This window comes from Halalkalibacter nanhaiisediminis (assembly GCF_007830185.1).
Classification (GTDB): Bacteria; Bacillota; Bacilli; order Bacillales; family Bacillaceae_D; genus Halalkalibacter; species Halalkalibacter nanhaiisediminis.
Genome location: NZ_VLKZ01000002.1, coordinates 36,759 through 51,721 on the forward strand (window position 1 = coordinate 36,759; position 14,963 = coordinate 51,721).

The following is a 14,963-nucleotide window of genomic DNA, read 5'->3' on the forward strand; positions in this document are numbered from 1 at the left end:
AATCAGTCTTATATTGTCGAAATATTTAAAATGCATTGACTAATCGAGTTGTGTGTTTATATAATCATGTTAACGCTTACATTCACTTGTACATATATAAGGGGGTCAGCCTGTTGGATCACATTTTAGAAGTGAGAAATGTTTCTTTACAATTTGGAGGAGTAAAAGCATTAGATGATGTCAGCTATCATATTAACAAAGGTGAAATCTTCTCGTTAATTGGTCCAAACGGTGCAGGAAAGACAAGTATGCTTAATTGTATTAGTGGTCTTTATCGACCTTCTAATGGAGAAATCAGATTTGAAGGCAAGAATATTCTTGGCATGAAGCCCTATAAACGAACGAATTTAGGAATTGCTCGTGCCTTCCAAAATATTGCCCTCTTTGCCCATATGTCCGTGTTAGACAACCTTAAGCTCGGACGACATATTTTAATGAAATCAGGACCGTTAAGCGGTGGTATATATTGGGGCAAAGCAGCACAAGAAGAAGTTTATCATCGTCGTGCTGTTGAAGAGGTGATTGATTTCCTCGAATTGCAAGAGATTCGTCATACGCCAGTTGGAACATTGCCATATGGATTGCAAAAACGAGTTGAAGTAGGGCGAGCTCTTGCGCTTGAGCCAAAACTGATTTTGCTTGATGAACCAATGGCAGGGATGAATAACGCTGAAAAAGAAATGATGGCTAGGTTTATTCTTGATATGCATGAATTAAAGGAAATGACAGTTGTCTTAATTGAACATGATTTGGGTGTGGTCATGAATTTATCCGACCATATCGCTGTTTTAGACTTTGGTAAGCAAATTGGTTTTGGAACACCAAAAGAAATTCAACACAATCCAGAAGTCATTAAAGCGTATATTGGTGAGGAAGAAGTAGGGTAAAGATAATTCTATAAATTTAATACTTTAAATATTAAATTTATTTTGTGACCTTTTATAAACGTAAATCTATCTCTAAATAAGTTTCAATAAGATTTTATCTCGAATGTTTTAGTCAATGCAACCTGTCTATGTGTACAAAAGGAGGAGACGTTAGTAGATGTCTACAGAGAAGACTTTACCAAAACTATTGTTAGAAAGAGCTGAAAAAACAGGAAATAACGTTGCCCTCCGTCAGAAAAAACTGGGGATTTGGAATGAGGTAACGTGGTTTGAGTATCTTGAGCATGTGAAACATTTTTCCATTGCTCTAGCTACTGAATATAAGCTACAACGTGGCGAGACAGTGGCTATTATTGGTGATAACAGACCACAATGGCTGTTCTCACAAATGGCAGCTCAATCATTAGGAGCAATTTCTGTAGGACTTTATCAAGAGTCCCTTCCTCATCAGCTTGTTTATAGTCTAAATCAGTGTGAGGCACAAATCGTGGTCGTAGAGGACCAAGAACAAGTAGATAAATTACTTGAAGTAGAAGCCGAGCTGTCGTATGTAAAACATATTATTTATTACAACGACCAAGGGATGAGCAGGTATGAACATGAAAAGTTAAGGAGTTTTGACGATTTGCTTCATCTAGGACTAGAAAGAAAAGCACAATATCAAGACTTTTTCAGGGAGGAACTAGAAAAAGGACAAAGCACTGATATTGCTTTGTACGCATACACTTCTGGCACAACTGATACCCCAAAAGCAGTAATGATTAGTCATCAACATTTATTAATAACAGCGATTGGTCTTTCAGAAGTTGATCGAATGGAGGAACAAGATGATTATTTGTCGTTTCTGCCACTTGCTTGGATCGACGAACAAGTGATGAGCTTTGCGATGTCTCTTTTGAAAGGGATTGTTATTAATTTTCCTGAGCAGTCGAATACGGTCTTGTCTGATTTGCGAGAGATTGGTCCTCATACGTTACTTGCCCCGCCGCGAGTTTATCAAACACTAATGTCCCAATTTACGATTCGAATTCAAGATACAAGCTGGTTTAAGTCAAAAGTTTATCATTTCTTTAAAAAATATGCTGATAAAGTTGCGGATGCAAAACTGAAAGACAAACAAGCTTCTTTAGGTACAAAATGTATGTACGGTTTAGGAGAGTGGCTTGTTTTTAGTGCGATTCGGGACCATCTTGGATTTGCAAGAATCAGAAGAGGATATGCTGTCGGGGCTACTTTAGGATCAGAATCTTTTCGCTTTTTCCATAGTATTGGTGTAAATGTCAAGCAAACGTATAGTGGAACAGAACTTGGGGGAATTATTTGTGTGCATCGTGATAATCAAATAAATGTCAATAGTGCAGGGCCTCCTCTTCCGAATACGGAAGTGAAAGTGGCGAGTGATGGAGAAATTCTGATTAAGCGCTCAGTTGCCTTCCGTGGCTATCATCATCAAGAAGCTGTTAACGAGAAGGAAGAGGGTTTTATTTCTCTTGGGGACACAGGTTACCTAGATGAGTTTGGTCACATACATGTTGTCGGGCGTCAAGAAGAAGTGATTAATCAACATAACGGTGAACCATTTTCACCAAGTCTGATTGAAAACAAGCTGAAAGTGAGTCCATACATTCAAGAAGCAGTTGTTTATGGAAAGGAAAAACCTTATATGGTAGCCATTCTTACTATTGACATGATGAGTGTAGGAAGATGGGCTGAAAAGAATCAAATCGTTTATACAACGTATTCAGATTTAACGAGAAAGCCAGAAGTGAGTCAATTAATTGAAAAAGAAGTGGTGCGATTAATGGATGATTTACCGGATGATGCGAGAATCAAGAAATTTGTCATCCTCCACAAACCGTTTAATGCTTCTGAAGAGGAAATGACCCAAACGTATAAAATACGCCGGAAATTAATTGAAGAGAGATACCAAGCTGTATTTGCTAGCTTATATGGGGGAGGTACTGAAGTAGTAGTTACGGAGAAGATTGTAACAGGAAATGGCGATGAGTCGGTTGTTCAAACGAATTTAAAAGTCGTTCAACTTGAGGCAGAACGGGAGGTGGCATAGCAATGACATTTTTCATGCAAATGCTTGTAACAGGGATTGTTATTGGAAGTATTTATGCTCTTGTTGCTCTTGGATTTGTACTGATCTATAAAGCGAGTGATGCCCTTAACTTAGCAAATGGAGAGTTTGTCTTAATAGGAGCCTATATTTGTTTAACGTTAATCACCGCCTATCAACTAAATTTTTTCGTCGCTATTTTGATTACGTTAGCTTTTAATGCCTTACTAGGATTGACGGTGGAGCGGGTGCTACTGAGACCTTTATTAAATGCCCCTGTTATTTCCGTTATCATGGCTACGATTGGGCTGGCAAGTTTACTTGGTGGAGCTGTACACATGATTTGGGGACATCAAATTAGAACCTATCCGCAAATTTTCCCTGCGACACCGATTCGTTTTGGAGATGTTATTATCTCACCTGTTTATTTATGGTCATTTGTGATTGTCATGTTTCTACTTATCGTTTTTACCTTGTTTTTTAAATTTTCAAAAATGGGGATTGCGATGCGAGCAGTAGCTGATGATCAACAAGCAGCTCTGTCAATGGGGATCAGTGTTAAATCGGTTTACGCCATTACTTGGGCGATTGCCTCTGTCGTTGCTGCTGTCGGTGGTGTCTTACTTGGAAATATCAATGGTGTGAACGCTTCAATGGCGATTATCGGCTTGACAGTATTACCTGTAGTGATTCTTGGTGGGCTTGATAGTATTCCAGGAGCAATAGTTGGCGGATTTATTATTGGGGTATTGCAAAGTTTAGCAGGGGGGTATCTTGATCCGCTTGTTGGAGGAGGATTGAAAGAGGTAGTACCTTTTATCATCGTTGTAATTATCTTAATGATTAAACCATATGGCTTGTTCGGAAAAGGTGGCATAGAAAGGGTGTGAGCGGATGCGTAATCCATTTGTTGCAGAATGTGGACATTATAAAACGAGTTATCGTAAAGATATGGAGCTTTACCGAATCCCGAGAGTGAAGTTGAGGGCTATCGCTTTACTTGGATTGTTCTTCTTATATCCATTGTTTGCATCAAATTATGCGGTTGGGCTTGCCACACTTTGTTGCATTGCAGCAGTTGGCGCCATTGGGCTTAATATTTTAACAGGGTTTACTGGACAAATCTCAATTGGTGTAGGTGCTTTTCTTGGTGTAGGTGGTTATACATCCGCAATATTAACGAGCACACTCGGACTAAGCTTCTGGGTTGCATTGCCGCTTGCTGGAATTATCACAGCAGTGGTCGGAGGTTTATTCGGTATTCCTTCCCTTCGTCTAAAAGGTTTATATTTAGCGATTGCCACTCTAGCAGCTCAAGTGATTATCCTTTTTGTGATTAGCCGTTGGACTGGCTTAACGGGAGGAACATCTGGTATGGTGCTGCAGCGTCCTTCCATTGGTGGATTCAACTTTATGAGTGCTACCAGCTATTACTATTTATGCTTCATTATTTTAGTGCTTACCACCTTTTATGCGCTCAATCTATTTAGAACACGAACTGGTAGAGCATTTCTTGCTGTTCGTGACCGTGATGTGGCTGCACAAATTATGGGGATCAATTTATTCAGCTATAAAGTCATGGCATTTGCGATTAGTTCCTTCTTTGTAGGGATTGCTGGTGCTTTGCTTGCTCATTATACGATGATTGTTAGTCCAGAGCTCTATTCCATTGAAGTTTCGATTGAATATTTAGCAATGATTCTTGTCGGGGGTCTTGGTAGTGTATTTGGAGCAATACTCGGAGCTGTGTTTATTACCCTTTTACCTGTCGGGCTTGGCTTTTTAATGGAATTTGTTTCATCAGTATTACCAAATATGCATCATTTGTTATCTGCTTTTAAGGAGCTCGTTTTTGGGCTCGTCATTATCCTGTTCTTAATTTTTGAGCCAGGTGGACTTGCCCATATTTGGAATAACATCAAGAATTATTTCAAACTCTGGCCATTCTCACATTAGTTTAAGCGGGACTAGGAAGTACTTGCCAATTGAGTACTTCTCTCCATATACTTATACAATTATTTAAGGGGGAAAAAGGATGTTAAACAGGTGGAAAAAGGGTTTAGGAATGTTGTTTTGTCTTGTTATGTTACTAGGATTTCTCGTAGCGTGCGGAAGTGATGATGTGGCTACTCCAGCAGAGCAGCCAGAAGGAACGGATGATCCTGCTACTGAGACACCAGAAGGAGAGCGTGTTGTAAAAATTGGTGCGCTCTATGACATTACTGGGGGGACTGGTGATGTTGGTACACCTTATGCAGAGGGAGAACAAGCATATGTTGAATACATTAATTCTAAAGGTGGTGTTGACGGTATCATTATCGACTTAATCGGTGATGACTACGCGTACAATATTACAGAAGCTCAGCGTCAATACCAAGCGTTACGTGACCGTCATAACGTATCTGCTATCCTAGGCTGGGGAACAGCCGACACAGAAGCATTACGTCAGCAAGTCGCCAATGACAATCTACCTTTCATGTCTGCATCTTACTCAGAGAACTTAAAAGACCTTACAGAAAGTCCGTTAAACTTTATCGCTGGTGCGACATATTCTGACCAAGGTCGCGCAATCGTTGACTGGATTGTTGAAAATCATGATGGAGAGAACCCAACGCTTGCATTGCTCTATAATGATACGGCATTCGGACGTTCTCCTATTGAAGATATAAAAGCGTATGCAAGTGAAAATGGAGTGGAAGTTGTTGATGAGCAAGTGATTGATTTGTCAGCAACTGAAGCGCAATCACAAATGTTAAACATGGAGCGTCAAGATCCTGACTATGCGATTATTAACCAAACATGGGGGGCAACCGCTACGATCTTACGAGAGGCTCAAACACTAGGAATTGATACTCAGTTTTTAGGCCTCAACTGGGCGACTGGTGAAGGAGTCATTGACATTGCTGGAGATGCAGCTGAAGGCTATATGGGTGTTTTAACTCACGCTTTCCCTTACGAGGAGCTTGAAGGAATGGCAGAAGTTGAAGAATACCTTCACTCTAAAGGCAAGACACTTGAAGATATTAACCAGAAATTCATTCAAGGCTGGGTGACAGCTAAAATTATGGCTGAAGGCATTCGCAATGCAGCAGATACGGAATTAACTGGGGAAGACATCAAAGTAGGGATTGAAAGTATTGAAAACTTAGATTTAGGTGGGCTTGGTGCACCAGTTTCCTTCTCTGCTGACAACCATGCTGGTACTTCGCAAATTCGCTTAGCGAGAGTTGAAAACGGACGTTGGGAACCAATTACAGATTACTTTGGTGTAAGTGACTAATTGCACCATATTCAATAAAGCGAGGGGTTCGTCCTCTCGCTAATTAAATAGTGAGAGGTGATAACATGCTCCGTGTTCAAAATATTGAGGTCGTTTACTCGAAAATGATACTCGTTCTGAAAGGAACCTCTCTTGAAGTACCTAAAGGAAAAATCGTTGCCTTACTTGGAAGTAATGGGGCAGGCAAATCGACCACTCTAAAAGCCATTTCTGGTTTATTAAAAGGAGAAGGTGGTCAAATAACTGATGGTTTCATTGAATTTGAAGGTGAAAAAATAAGTGCAAATGTCGATCCAGATTCCATTGTGAAAAAGGGGATTTTTCAATCGATGGAAGGACGCCGAGTATTTAAGCATCTAACAGTTGAAGAGAACTTAATGGCTGGTGCCCATACTCGTCGAGACCGCAAAAGTATTAAAAATGATATGGAACGAATTTATCATTATTTTCCGAAGCTGAAAATGATTCGTACTCGTGCAGCTGGTTTGCTATCTGGTGGAGAACAGCAAATGCTTGCGATTGGAAGAGGACTGATGGCAAAACCTAAATTACTACTATTAGACGAACCGTCACTAGGCATAGCACCTTTATTGGTTAAAGAAATTTTCGGAAATATCAAAAAAATCAATAAAGAAGAAGGAATGTCCATTTTAGTTGTAGAACAGAATGCTAATGTAGCACTTTCAATTGCGGATTATGGCTACATAATGGAAAATGGTCGGATTGTGATGGAGGGGGAGGTCGCCTCTCTTCTATCAAATGAAGAAGTTCGTGAATATTATTTGGGAGTTAGTAAAGAAGGAAATAAGAACTATCGAGATGTAAAGGCTTACAAGAGACGTAGAAGGATTGCTTGGTAATGAAAAATGTTTGCCTTTCTATTCATTTACTATAATTCAGTTTTCTGAATACGGAGCATATGTTTAAGAGGATGGCTCCTTGAAGTTTATTTGCTATGTCCCAACGAGACATTTGTTACAAGTTTTTTTCTCGTAAAAGCTGTCGTGTTCTTGTCCGAGGGTGTCTCCTTGAAAGTAGGATTTGGACAGAACGGCCAAACCTACCTTTAAGGAGTCTTTTTCTGTTTAAAGGATTCTATCTAAAACATACGTAGTATCTGAAAATGATTTTACTAGAATAAGGAGGAATGGATGATGAATTTTGAATTAACGAAAGAACAACGCATGATTAGAGATATGGTAAGGGATTTTGCAGAGAATGAGATTGCCCCAAAAGCGATTGAATATGATCGAACGAGTGAATTTCCAGAAGAAAACTTCAAGAAAATGGGCGAGCTCGGTATGCTTGGTATCCCTTTTCCTGAGCAATACGGTGGCTCGGGTGGTGATACGATCAGTTATGCACTAGCCGTTGAAGAAATCGGACGTGCTTGTGGTGGGACAGGACTCAGCTATGCTGCTGCTGTGTCACTTGGGGCAAGTCCAATCTATTATTTTGGCACAGAAGAGCAAAAACAGGAGTATCTGATCCCAATGGCATCTGGTCAAACGCTTGGCTCTTTTGGATTAACAGAGCCTAATGCTGGTTCTGATGCAGGTGGTACACAAACAAAAGCAGTCGTTGATAATGATGATTTCGTCATTAATGGAGAAAAGTGCTGGATTACGAATGCAAGTTATGCGAGACAAGTAATTGTTACAGCTGTAACAGGGAAAAATGAGCAAGGTAGAAATGTGATTTCAGCGATTATTGTTCCTACTGATACACCAGGTTTTAAAATTAATAGTAACTATGAAAAAATGGGCGTTCGCGCATCGAATACATGTGAACTTATTTTGGAGGATGTACGTGTACCACGCAGCAATCTATTAGGAGATGCTGAGCGAGGGTTCAGTCAGTTCCTTTATACGTTAGATGGTGGTCGTATTTCGATTGCTGCTCTTGCTGTTGGCGTGGCCCAAGCTGCATTTGACAGAGCGTTGGCGTATGCAAAAGAGCGTAAGCAGTTCGGGCAAGCAATTTCAAATTTCCAGGCAATTCAATTTAAACTAGCTGATATGGCGATGGAAATTGAACTTGCGCGCAATATGGTGTTGAAAGCGGCATGGCTTAAGGACAACAACAAATCTTTTGGAAAAGAATCTGCTTATGCAAAGCTATTTGCTTCTGAAGCAGCCACGCGTATTAGCAACCAAGCCATTCAAATTCATGGTGGCTATGGGTATATGCGTGAATATGAAGTAGAACGCATGCTTCGTGATGCAAAATTACTTGAAATTGGTGAAGGTACTTCTGAAATCCAACGTCTTGTTATTGCTAGGCAATTAGGTTGCACTGGTATGGTAAAAGTAAAAGCCTAAATGGAAGAAAGGGGGATCTTATCATGGCAGATATTATAAATATTACGGTTGGGAAATTGCTTGAAGAAATGGCGAAAAAGCAACCGAGTATAGATGCAGTTGTGTATCCTGATAGGGGGCTGCGTTATTCCTATAAAGAATTTGATGATTTGTGCCGTCAAGCCGCTAAAGGGTTTATGAAGCTAGGAATTGAACGTGGCGAGCATGTGGCGATTTGGTCGACTAATATGCCAGAATGGTTAATCTCTCAATTTTCAACAGGGAAATGCGGGGCTGTGCTCGTTACAGTCAATACGAACTATCAAGTAGCAGAACTAGAATATTTGCTGAAACAATCAGACTCCACAACGCTTATTTTAATGGAAGAGTATCGTGGATCTTCGTATGTAGAAATGCTATATGAAGTCGTTCCAGAATTAAAAAACTGTGAACCAGGTCAGCTGAGATCAGAAAAGCTACCGCATTTACGAAATGTTATTTTTCTCGGAGAAAAACGTTATCCAGGAATGTATCTGTGGTCAGATCTATTAGAGATGGCAAATGTTGTGAGTGATTCAAAGCTCAATTCACGGATGGCTTCCCTTGACCCTGATGATGTCATCAATATGCAGTACACGTCTGGAACAACAGGGTTTCCAAAAGGAGTGATGCTCACTCACTATAATCTAACAAATAATGCAGTCAATATAGCTGAATGTATGAATTTATCCAATCAAGATCGAATGTGTATCCCTGTTCCATTTTTTCATTGTTTTGGCTGTGTACTAGGAACACTTGCTTGCGTAACAGTAGGAGCAACGATGGTGCCGGTTCAGGAATTTGATCCGCAAAAAGTTTTAGAAGCGGTTGAAATAGAAAAGTGTACGGCCCTGCATGGTGTGCCGACAATGTTTATTGCTGAGTTGAGCCACAAAGACTTTGAAAAGTATAATTTAACTTCTTTGCGCACAGGGATCATGGCTGGATCTAATTGTCCGATTGAAGTAATGAAGGCAGTTATAGAAAGGATGGGGTCGACTGAAATTACAATTGCCTACGGACAAACGGAGTCTTCTCCAGTTATTACGCAAACGAGAGTCCATGATTCACTTGATCTTCGTGTTGAAAGTGTAGGCCGTGCTCTTCCAAATGTAGAAGTGAAAATCGTACAACCAGGTACAAGTAAGGAAGTACCTAGAGGGGTACAAGGGGAGCTATGTACCCGAGGCTATCATGTCATGAAGGGATATTATAAAAATCCAGAAGCGACAAAAGCGGTTATTACGGATGACGGCTGGCTTCACACAGGTGATTTAGCTATTATGGATGATAACGGATATTGCAGAATTACTGGAAGGCTGAAGGACATGATTATTCGTGGAGGAGAAAATGTGTATCCACGAGAAATTGAAGAATTTTTATACAAGCATCCAAAAGTTCTCGATGTCCAGATTGTAGGTGTTCCTGATCCGAAATTTGGAGAGGAGGTTTCCGCTTTTATCATTTTAAAAGAAGGAGAGACAGCTACAGCTGAAGAAATAAAAGACTATTGTAGAGGTAAAATTGCCCGCTATAAAGTTCCTCATTACATCCAATTTATCGAACAATATCCGATGACTGCTTCAGGGAAAATCCAAAAATTTAAGCTGAGAGAATTAGCATTAAAGCGTTTGAAACTTTCTGAGACAAAATCAAGAATTTAGCTAAATCCTTAATAAAAGACACTGTTAAATGGCTATCTGAATGTTATGAGCGTTTACTCTTAATGGAGTGGGCGCTTTTTTCAGCTTCAAGAGGAGGTTTAAGTTTATTGGGAAAATAATTTACATTTTAGAAATTTGCCGATTTTGTGCCAATTGATGTATTATCTTGCACAATAACGTGCAATGTATTATCATGGGTATGTCCTAGTTATAATATGTGTTTATCTTATGCCCATTTTTGGGTCTACCTTATTGTGTAGGGGGGGAAAACGAGTGAACGAAAAGGATCACAAAGTATCACGACGTCAATTTTTAACGTACACACTGACGGGTGTGGGTGGTTTCATGGCAGCGGGCATGATTATGCCGATGGCGCGCTTTGCCCTTGACCCTGCATTAAAAGCAGGTGCAGCATCAGATAATGTTTATGTGTGTGACGTAGCGGATCTTACTGAAGAACCGCAACTGTTTGAATTTCAATTTGATCAAGTGGATGCATGGTACGAATCAACGATTTCACGTAATGCGTACATTTACATTCAAGGTAATGAAGTAACCGCTTTATCGCCAACATGTACTCATTTAGGCTGTACGGTTGCGTTCGGAACAAATGCTGAACATCCAGATCGCTTCTATTGTCCATGCCACTTTGGTATGTTTGATCATCATGGTATTAACATCGCAGGAACGCCTCCACAGCGTCCGTTGGATGTTTATGAAGTGACAGTGGAAGACGGAAAAGTATACTTAGGTCAAATTACACAGCGAACATAAGGAGGGGCGTAATCGATGCTTCAAAAAATTTACGACTTTGTTGATGAGCGTCTTGATATTACGCCTATGTGGCGCGATATTGCCGACCACGAAGTACCTGAGCACGTTAACCCTGCTCACCACTTCTCTGCGTTCGTCTACTGTTTTGGAGGACTAACATTCTTCGTAACAGTTATTCAGATTTTATCAGGTATGTTTTTAACAATGTACTATGTACCAGATATTATCAACGCTTATCAATCAGTAGCATACTTACAACAAGAAGTCGCTTACGGTGTGATCGTACGTGGGATGCACCACTGGGGCGCAAGTTTAGTTATCGTTATGATGTTTTTACACACGTTACGTGTCTTCTTTACAGGTTCATATAAGAAGCCTCGTGAATTAAACTGGGTAGTTGGTGTCCTTATTTTCTTCGTTATGCTCGGTTTAGGTTTTACTGGGTACTTATTACCTTGGGATATGAAAGCATATTTCGCAACAGTCGTAGGGCTGCAAATTGCAGAAAGTGTGCCTTTAATCGGTGGATTTGCAAAAACATTGCTTGCTGGTGGAGAAGTTATCGGGGCTGCAACGCTTGCTCGTTTCTTCGCGATTCACGTCTTCTTCTTGCCTGGTGCACTACTTGGCTTACTAGCGGCTCACTTCTACATGATCCGTAAACAAGGTATTTCTGGACCATTGTAAAATCAAAATTAAAGCTAACAAATGAAAAGGAGGGAACGAGATGGAACGTGGTAAAGGGATGAAGTTTGTCGGTGACTCTCGTGTCAAGGCAAATAATCGTAAACCAAATATTCCTAAAGACTACTCTGAGTATCCAGGTAAAACGGAAGCGTTCTGGCCGAACTTCCTCTTAAAAGAGTGGATGGTTGGTGCTGTTTTCTTAATGGGATATCTTCTCTTAACAATTGGTCACCCAGCGCCGCTTGAGCGTATGGCTGATCCGACTGATTCTGGATATATTCCATTACCTGACTGGTACTTCTTATTCTTGTATCAATTACTTAAATATCAATTTGCTTCTGGTGACTACAACGTTATCGGAACAGTTGTTATTCCTGGTCTTGCATTCGGTGCACTTTTGATCGCTCCTTGGTTGGACACTGGAAAAGAACGTCGTCCATCAAAGCGTCCAATTGCGACAAGTATGATGATGCTTGCTTTAATCGCAACAATTTACTTGACTTGGGAATCTGTTGACCAGCATGACTGGGAAGCGGCTGCGGAGCAAGGTGCGATTGCTGAAGAAGCTGACATTAATACGGAAGCAGCAGGCTATGAAATTTATACTTCACAAGCTTCATGTATCGGCTGTCATGGAGATACAATGACAGGTGGAGCAGGTGGACCTTCACTACTTGAAACAGAGAAAACTCCTGAAGAAGTAGCTGATACGATCGTGAATGGTCAAGGTTCAATGCCAGCTGGTATGTTTGAAGGAACAGATGAAGAGCTTCAAATTCTAGCTGAATACATTGCTGCTCACGGTAATCCAGAAGAATAATAGTTAGAAAAGCTGACTGTCATAGTCAGCTTTTTTCGTATCAATTTCCTTATTTAAGAGTTTATGCCAAGTAATAGATAATAAATACATAAAAAGGTAGGAAATGTGATGATGAAAACTGTTTTTACGTTGTTTGGGAAAAAATCGATGATTGTATTGTTGTTGATTATTAATATCCCAGGAACTATTTATGGATACATATGGTATGAATCGCAATTAGCAAGAACACCGACTGTTTTCTTACCATTTGTTCCTGATAGTCCTACTGCTAGTCTCTTTTTTGTTTTTGTCTTAATCGCATTTCTACTTAAGCGAAATTGGCCACTACTTGAAGCTCTTGCCGCTGTTACACTGATAAAGTATGGAATTTGGGCAGTAGTTATGAATATTGCAGCAGGATGGACGGGTTCCACTCTCACATGGCAAAACTACATGCTCATTTTCTCTCATGCAGGAATGGCCCTGCAAGCTGTATTGTATGCTCCATTTTACCGGATTAAAATGTGGCATTTGATTGTTGTGGCTTTGTGGACAGTTCATAATGACATCATTGATTATGTATACATGATGCATCCTAGTGTTTCTTTGACGTTGGTTCCATATCTTAATCATATTGGCTACTTTACCTTTTGGTTAAGTGTCTTTTCGATTGCGACAGTCTATTATCTTTCTGTAAGAAAAGGAACAAATAAGCTCGAACTTCAATAGGAGGACCATAGCTTGATTGCGCTAGTAAAAGACGTTTGTGCTTTTCTTGGTCTACTCTTGTCCCTCTTTTCATATGATGAGAATAGAAGAAGGAGGGACGAACTATGCGTCAATTGCTGAGCGCGATCATAATAGTAGTTTTACTGAGTTTTCCAACAAAAAGTTTTGCAGATGGCCACTCATCGTTACATACATGGAAAGAATTAAATCAAACATCTGACCAAATCCTCCAACTTGTCAAAAGAGAAAAATATGCTGAAGCAAAGCAGTTGCTAGATTATTTTTCGAAGCACTTTTTAGAAGTGGATTTTCAAGCGGAAGGAGTGACAATGAGTTCACTTCGGACGACTACGATGGCATATGAAAAAGCGATTGAAGCTGTCACAGCAACTGATTTGCCTCTAGAGGAGCGAATTTATCAGGTGACGACCTTTCGCTTAGCTGTCGATGCCCTTTCAAGCGAACATCATCCTCTTTGGCTTCATTCTGAACAAGCTGTCATGCATGCATTAGCTGCGATAAAAGCCACTATCTTTAAAGGTGATTCTGTCGCTTATCAACATCGTTTGAATGAATTCCTTCGTCATTACCAAATGATCAAACCTGCCTTATTTATTGATATTGAACCCCAACATCTTCAGCGCCTTGAATCACAAGTGATCTTCTTGGAAAAACTACGAGCGAATCAGCTCGATCCAAGTAAACTAACACCTCATCTCGAATTAATGGAAAAAGAATGGGCAAATCTGTATCATCAAGTCAAGGAAGATAGCGCAGATCCTTCGTTATGGTGGGTGATATTTACAATTGGAGGAATGATTATTTTGTCATTATCGTATGTTGGTTGGAGAAAATATCGCGCAGAAAAACAAAAGGTGCGCATGAAAGAATAATGTGACAATTGTGTGAGAAACGTGCGAATCACAGGGATTACAGCGGTTTTTGTTTGACTTTATTTGATCTTAACTTTAGAATGATAATTAATTAAATACTAGAATGAATACAGAGGTGGTACGTAAAGATGGGTTTTCTGATTTACTTTATTCTTCTACTCATTATCCCGATCTGGGCACAAATGAGAGTGAAAGGCGCGTACAAAAAGTATTCACAAGTTCATGCATCTTCTGGAATGACAGGGGCACAAGTTGCTCGTAAAATCCTTGATGAAAATGGCTTGTATGATGTTAGAATTGAAGAAACACAGGGCGTGTTAACAGACCACTATGATCCGCGTTCGAAAGTTGTTCGTTTGTCGACTGACAACTATCACGGGACATCAGTTGCTGGTGCTGCGGTTGCTGCACACGAAGTTGGCCATGCGATGCAAGACGCTGAAGATTATGCATTTCTTCGCATTCGTCACTCACTTGTACCTGTTGCAAGTTTTGGTTCAAACGCTTCCTTCTTCCTGATTTTAGCAGGTATTTTGATGGGTGCTTCTGGTTTTATTTTACTAGGGATTATTGCGATGGCTGCAGCTGTCTTGTTCCAACTCGTCACATTGCCAGTTGAGTTTAATGCATCTAGTCGCGCGATGGAGCAAATTGTTTCGTCAGGTGTGATTCGTAACGACGAAGAACGTGATACGCGTAAAGTGTTAAATGCAGCAGCATTAACATATGTAGCAGGTGCGCTTGTTGCATTACTAGAACTTGTTCGTTTTATTCTCATGTATCTTGGAATGAACAACGAAGAATAATTTTTGTTTAAAAGCTTGGGTGACTGCACTCAAGCCTTTT

The 14,963-nt window shown here is 40.2% G+C and carries 14 protein-coding genes; all 14 read left to right on the forward strand.

The window, feature by feature from the left end; genetic code table 11:
• Window positions 1-113: 113 nt before the first annotated feature.
• The 14 genes from IQ10_RS02835 (at window position 114) to IQ10_RS02900 (ending at window position 14,923) form a co-directional block, all read left to right on the forward strand.
• Window positions 114-887 carry an ABC transporter ATP-binding protein gene (locus IQ10_RS02835; RefSeq protein WP_144448981.1) on the forward strand — a complete coding sequence of 258 codons (774 nt, stop codon included), beginning with the start codon at window positions 114-116 and terminating at the stop codon, window positions 885-887.
• A gap of 157 nt (window positions 888-1,044) precedes the next feature.
• Window positions 1,045-2,955, forward strand: coding sequence for an AMP-binding protein (locus tag IQ10_RS02840; RefSeq protein ID WP_144448982.1), 1,911 nt, complete (start codon window positions 1,045-1,047; stop codon window positions 2,953-2,955).
• Window positions 2,956-2,957: 2 nt separating this feature from the next.
• Complete coding sequence (locus tag IQ10_RS02845; RefSeq protein ID WP_144448983.1) at window positions 2,958-3,842, forward strand: branched-chain amino acid ABC transporter permease; 885 nt, start codon at window positions 2,958-2,960, stop codon at window positions 3,840-3,842.
• 4 nt (window positions 3,843-3,846) lie between these two features.
• Window positions 3,847-4,908, forward strand: a complete 1,062-nt coding sequence (locus tag IQ10_RS02850) for a branched-chain amino acid ABC transporter permease (protein WP_144448984.1) — start codon at window positions 3,847-3,849, stop codon at window positions 4,906-4,908.
• A 79-nt stretch (window positions 4,909-4,987) separates the two neighbouring features.
• Window positions 4,988-6,232, forward strand: coding sequence for an ABC transporter substrate-binding protein (locus IQ10_RS02855; RefSeq protein ID WP_242009698.1), 1,245 nt, complete (start codon window positions 4,988-4,990; stop codon window positions 6,230-6,232).
• A 65-nt stretch (window positions 6,233-6,297) separates the two neighbouring features.
• Window positions 6,298-7,092, forward strand: coding sequence for an ABC transporter ATP-binding protein (locus tag IQ10_RS02860; protein ID WP_144448985.1), 795 nt, complete (start codon window positions 6,298-6,300; stop codon window positions 7,090-7,092).
• A 294-nt stretch (window positions 7,093-7,386) separates the two neighbouring features.
• Complete coding sequence (locus tag IQ10_RS02865; RefSeq protein ID WP_144448986.1) at window positions 7,387-8,553, forward strand: acyl-CoA dehydrogenase family protein; 1,167 nt, start codon at window positions 7,387-7,389, stop codon at window positions 8,551-8,553.
• A 23-nt stretch (window positions 8,554-8,576) separates the two neighbouring features.
• Window positions 8,577-10,235 (forward strand): AMP-binding protein, encoded by a 1,659-nt coding sequence (locus tag IQ10_RS02870; RefSeq protein ID WP_144448987.1) that lies wholly within the window; start codon window positions 8,577-8,579, stop codon window positions 10,233-10,235.
• 273 nt (window positions 10,236-10,508) lie between these two features.
• Entirely contained in the window at window positions 10,509-11,009 is a 501-nt protein-coding gene (locus IQ10_RS02875) for a QcrA and Rieske domain-containing protein (protein WP_144448988.1), read from the forward strand.
• Between the two features lie 15 nt (window positions 11,010-11,024).
• Complete coding sequence (gene qcrB, locus IQ10_RS02880; protein ID WP_144448989.1) at window positions 11,025-11,696, forward strand: menaquinol-cytochrome c reductase cytochrome b subunit; 672 nt, start codon at window positions 11,025-11,027, stop codon at window positions 11,694-11,696.
• 40 nt (window positions 11,697-11,736) lie between these two features.
• On the forward strand, window positions 11,737-12,516 hold the full coding sequence (locus tag IQ10_RS02885) for a menaquinol-cytochrome c reductase cytochrome b/c subunit (RefSeq protein WP_144448990.1): 780 nt from the start codon (window positions 11,737-11,739) through the stop codon (window positions 12,514-12,516).
• 111 nt (window positions 12,517-12,627) lie between these two features.
• Window positions 12,628-13,224 carry a lipoprotein heptaprenylglyceryl N-acetyltransferase LhaT gene (gene lhaT, locus IQ10_RS02890; protein ID WP_144448991.1) on the forward strand — a complete coding sequence of 199 codons (597 nt, stop codon included), beginning with the start codon at window positions 12,628-12,630 and terminating at the stop codon, window positions 13,222-13,224.
• A 104-nt stretch (window positions 13,225-13,328) separates the two neighbouring features.
• Window positions 13,329-14,117 carry a sporulation protein YpjB gene (gene ypjB / locus IQ10_RS02895; protein ID WP_144448992.1) on the forward strand — a complete coding sequence of 263 codons (789 nt, stop codon included), beginning with the start codon at window positions 13,329-13,331 and terminating at the stop codon, window positions 14,115-14,117.
• A 128-nt stretch (window positions 14,118-14,245) separates the two neighbouring features.
• Window positions 14,246-14,923 carry a zinc metallopeptidase gene (locus IQ10_RS02900; protein ID WP_144448993.1) on the forward strand — a complete coding sequence of 226 codons (678 nt, stop codon included), beginning with the start codon at window positions 14,246-14,248 and terminating at the stop codon, window positions 14,921-14,923.
• Window positions 14,924-14,963: the final 40 nt, after the last annotated feature.

Coding starts and splice junctions, on each gene's coding strand:
- IQ10_RS02870 (WP_144448987.1), top strand. CDS start 8,577: ATGGCAGATATTATAAATATTACGGTTGGGAAATTGCTTGAAGAAATG.
- IQ10_RS02885 (WP_144448990.1), top strand. CDS start 11,737: ATGGAACGTGGTAAAGGGATGAAGTTTGTCGGTGACTCTCGTGTCAAG.
- IQ10_RS02900 (WP_144448993.1), top strand. CDS start 14,246: ATGGGTTTTCTGATTTACTTTATTCTTCTACTCATTATCCCGATCTGG.
- IQ10_RS02855 (WP_242009698.1), top strand. CDS start 4,988: ATGTTAAACAGGTGGAAAAAGGGTTTAGGAATGTTGTTTTGTCTTGTT.
- lhaT (WP_144448991.1), top strand. CDS start 12,628: ATGAAAACTGTTTTTACGTTGTTTGGGAAAAAATCGATGATTGTATTG.
- IQ10_RS02840 (WP_144448982.1), top strand. CDS start 1,045: ATGTCTACAGAGAAGACTTTACCAAAACTATTGTTAGAAAGAGCTGAA.
- IQ10_RS02850 (WP_144448984.1), top strand. CDS start 3,847: ATGCGTAATCCATTTGTTGCAGAATGTGGACATTATAAAACGAGTTAT.
- qcrB (WP_144448989.1), top strand. CDS start 11,025: ATGCTTCAAAAAATTTACGACTTTGTTGATGAGCGTCTTGATATTACG.
- ypjB (WP_144448992.1), top strand. CDS start 13,329: ATGCGTCAATTGCTGAGCGCGATCATAATAGTAGTTTTACTGAGTTTT.
- IQ10_RS02865 (WP_144448986.1), top strand. CDS start 7,387: ATGAATTTTGAATTAACGAAAGAACAACGCATGATTAGAGATATGGTA.
- IQ10_RS02845 (WP_144448983.1), top strand. CDS start 2,958: ATGACATTTTTCATGCAAATGCTTGTAACAGGGATTGTTATTGGAAGT.
- IQ10_RS02860 (WP_144448985.1), top strand. CDS start 6,298: ATGCTCCGTGTTCAAAATATTGAGGTCGTTTACTCGAAAATGATACTC.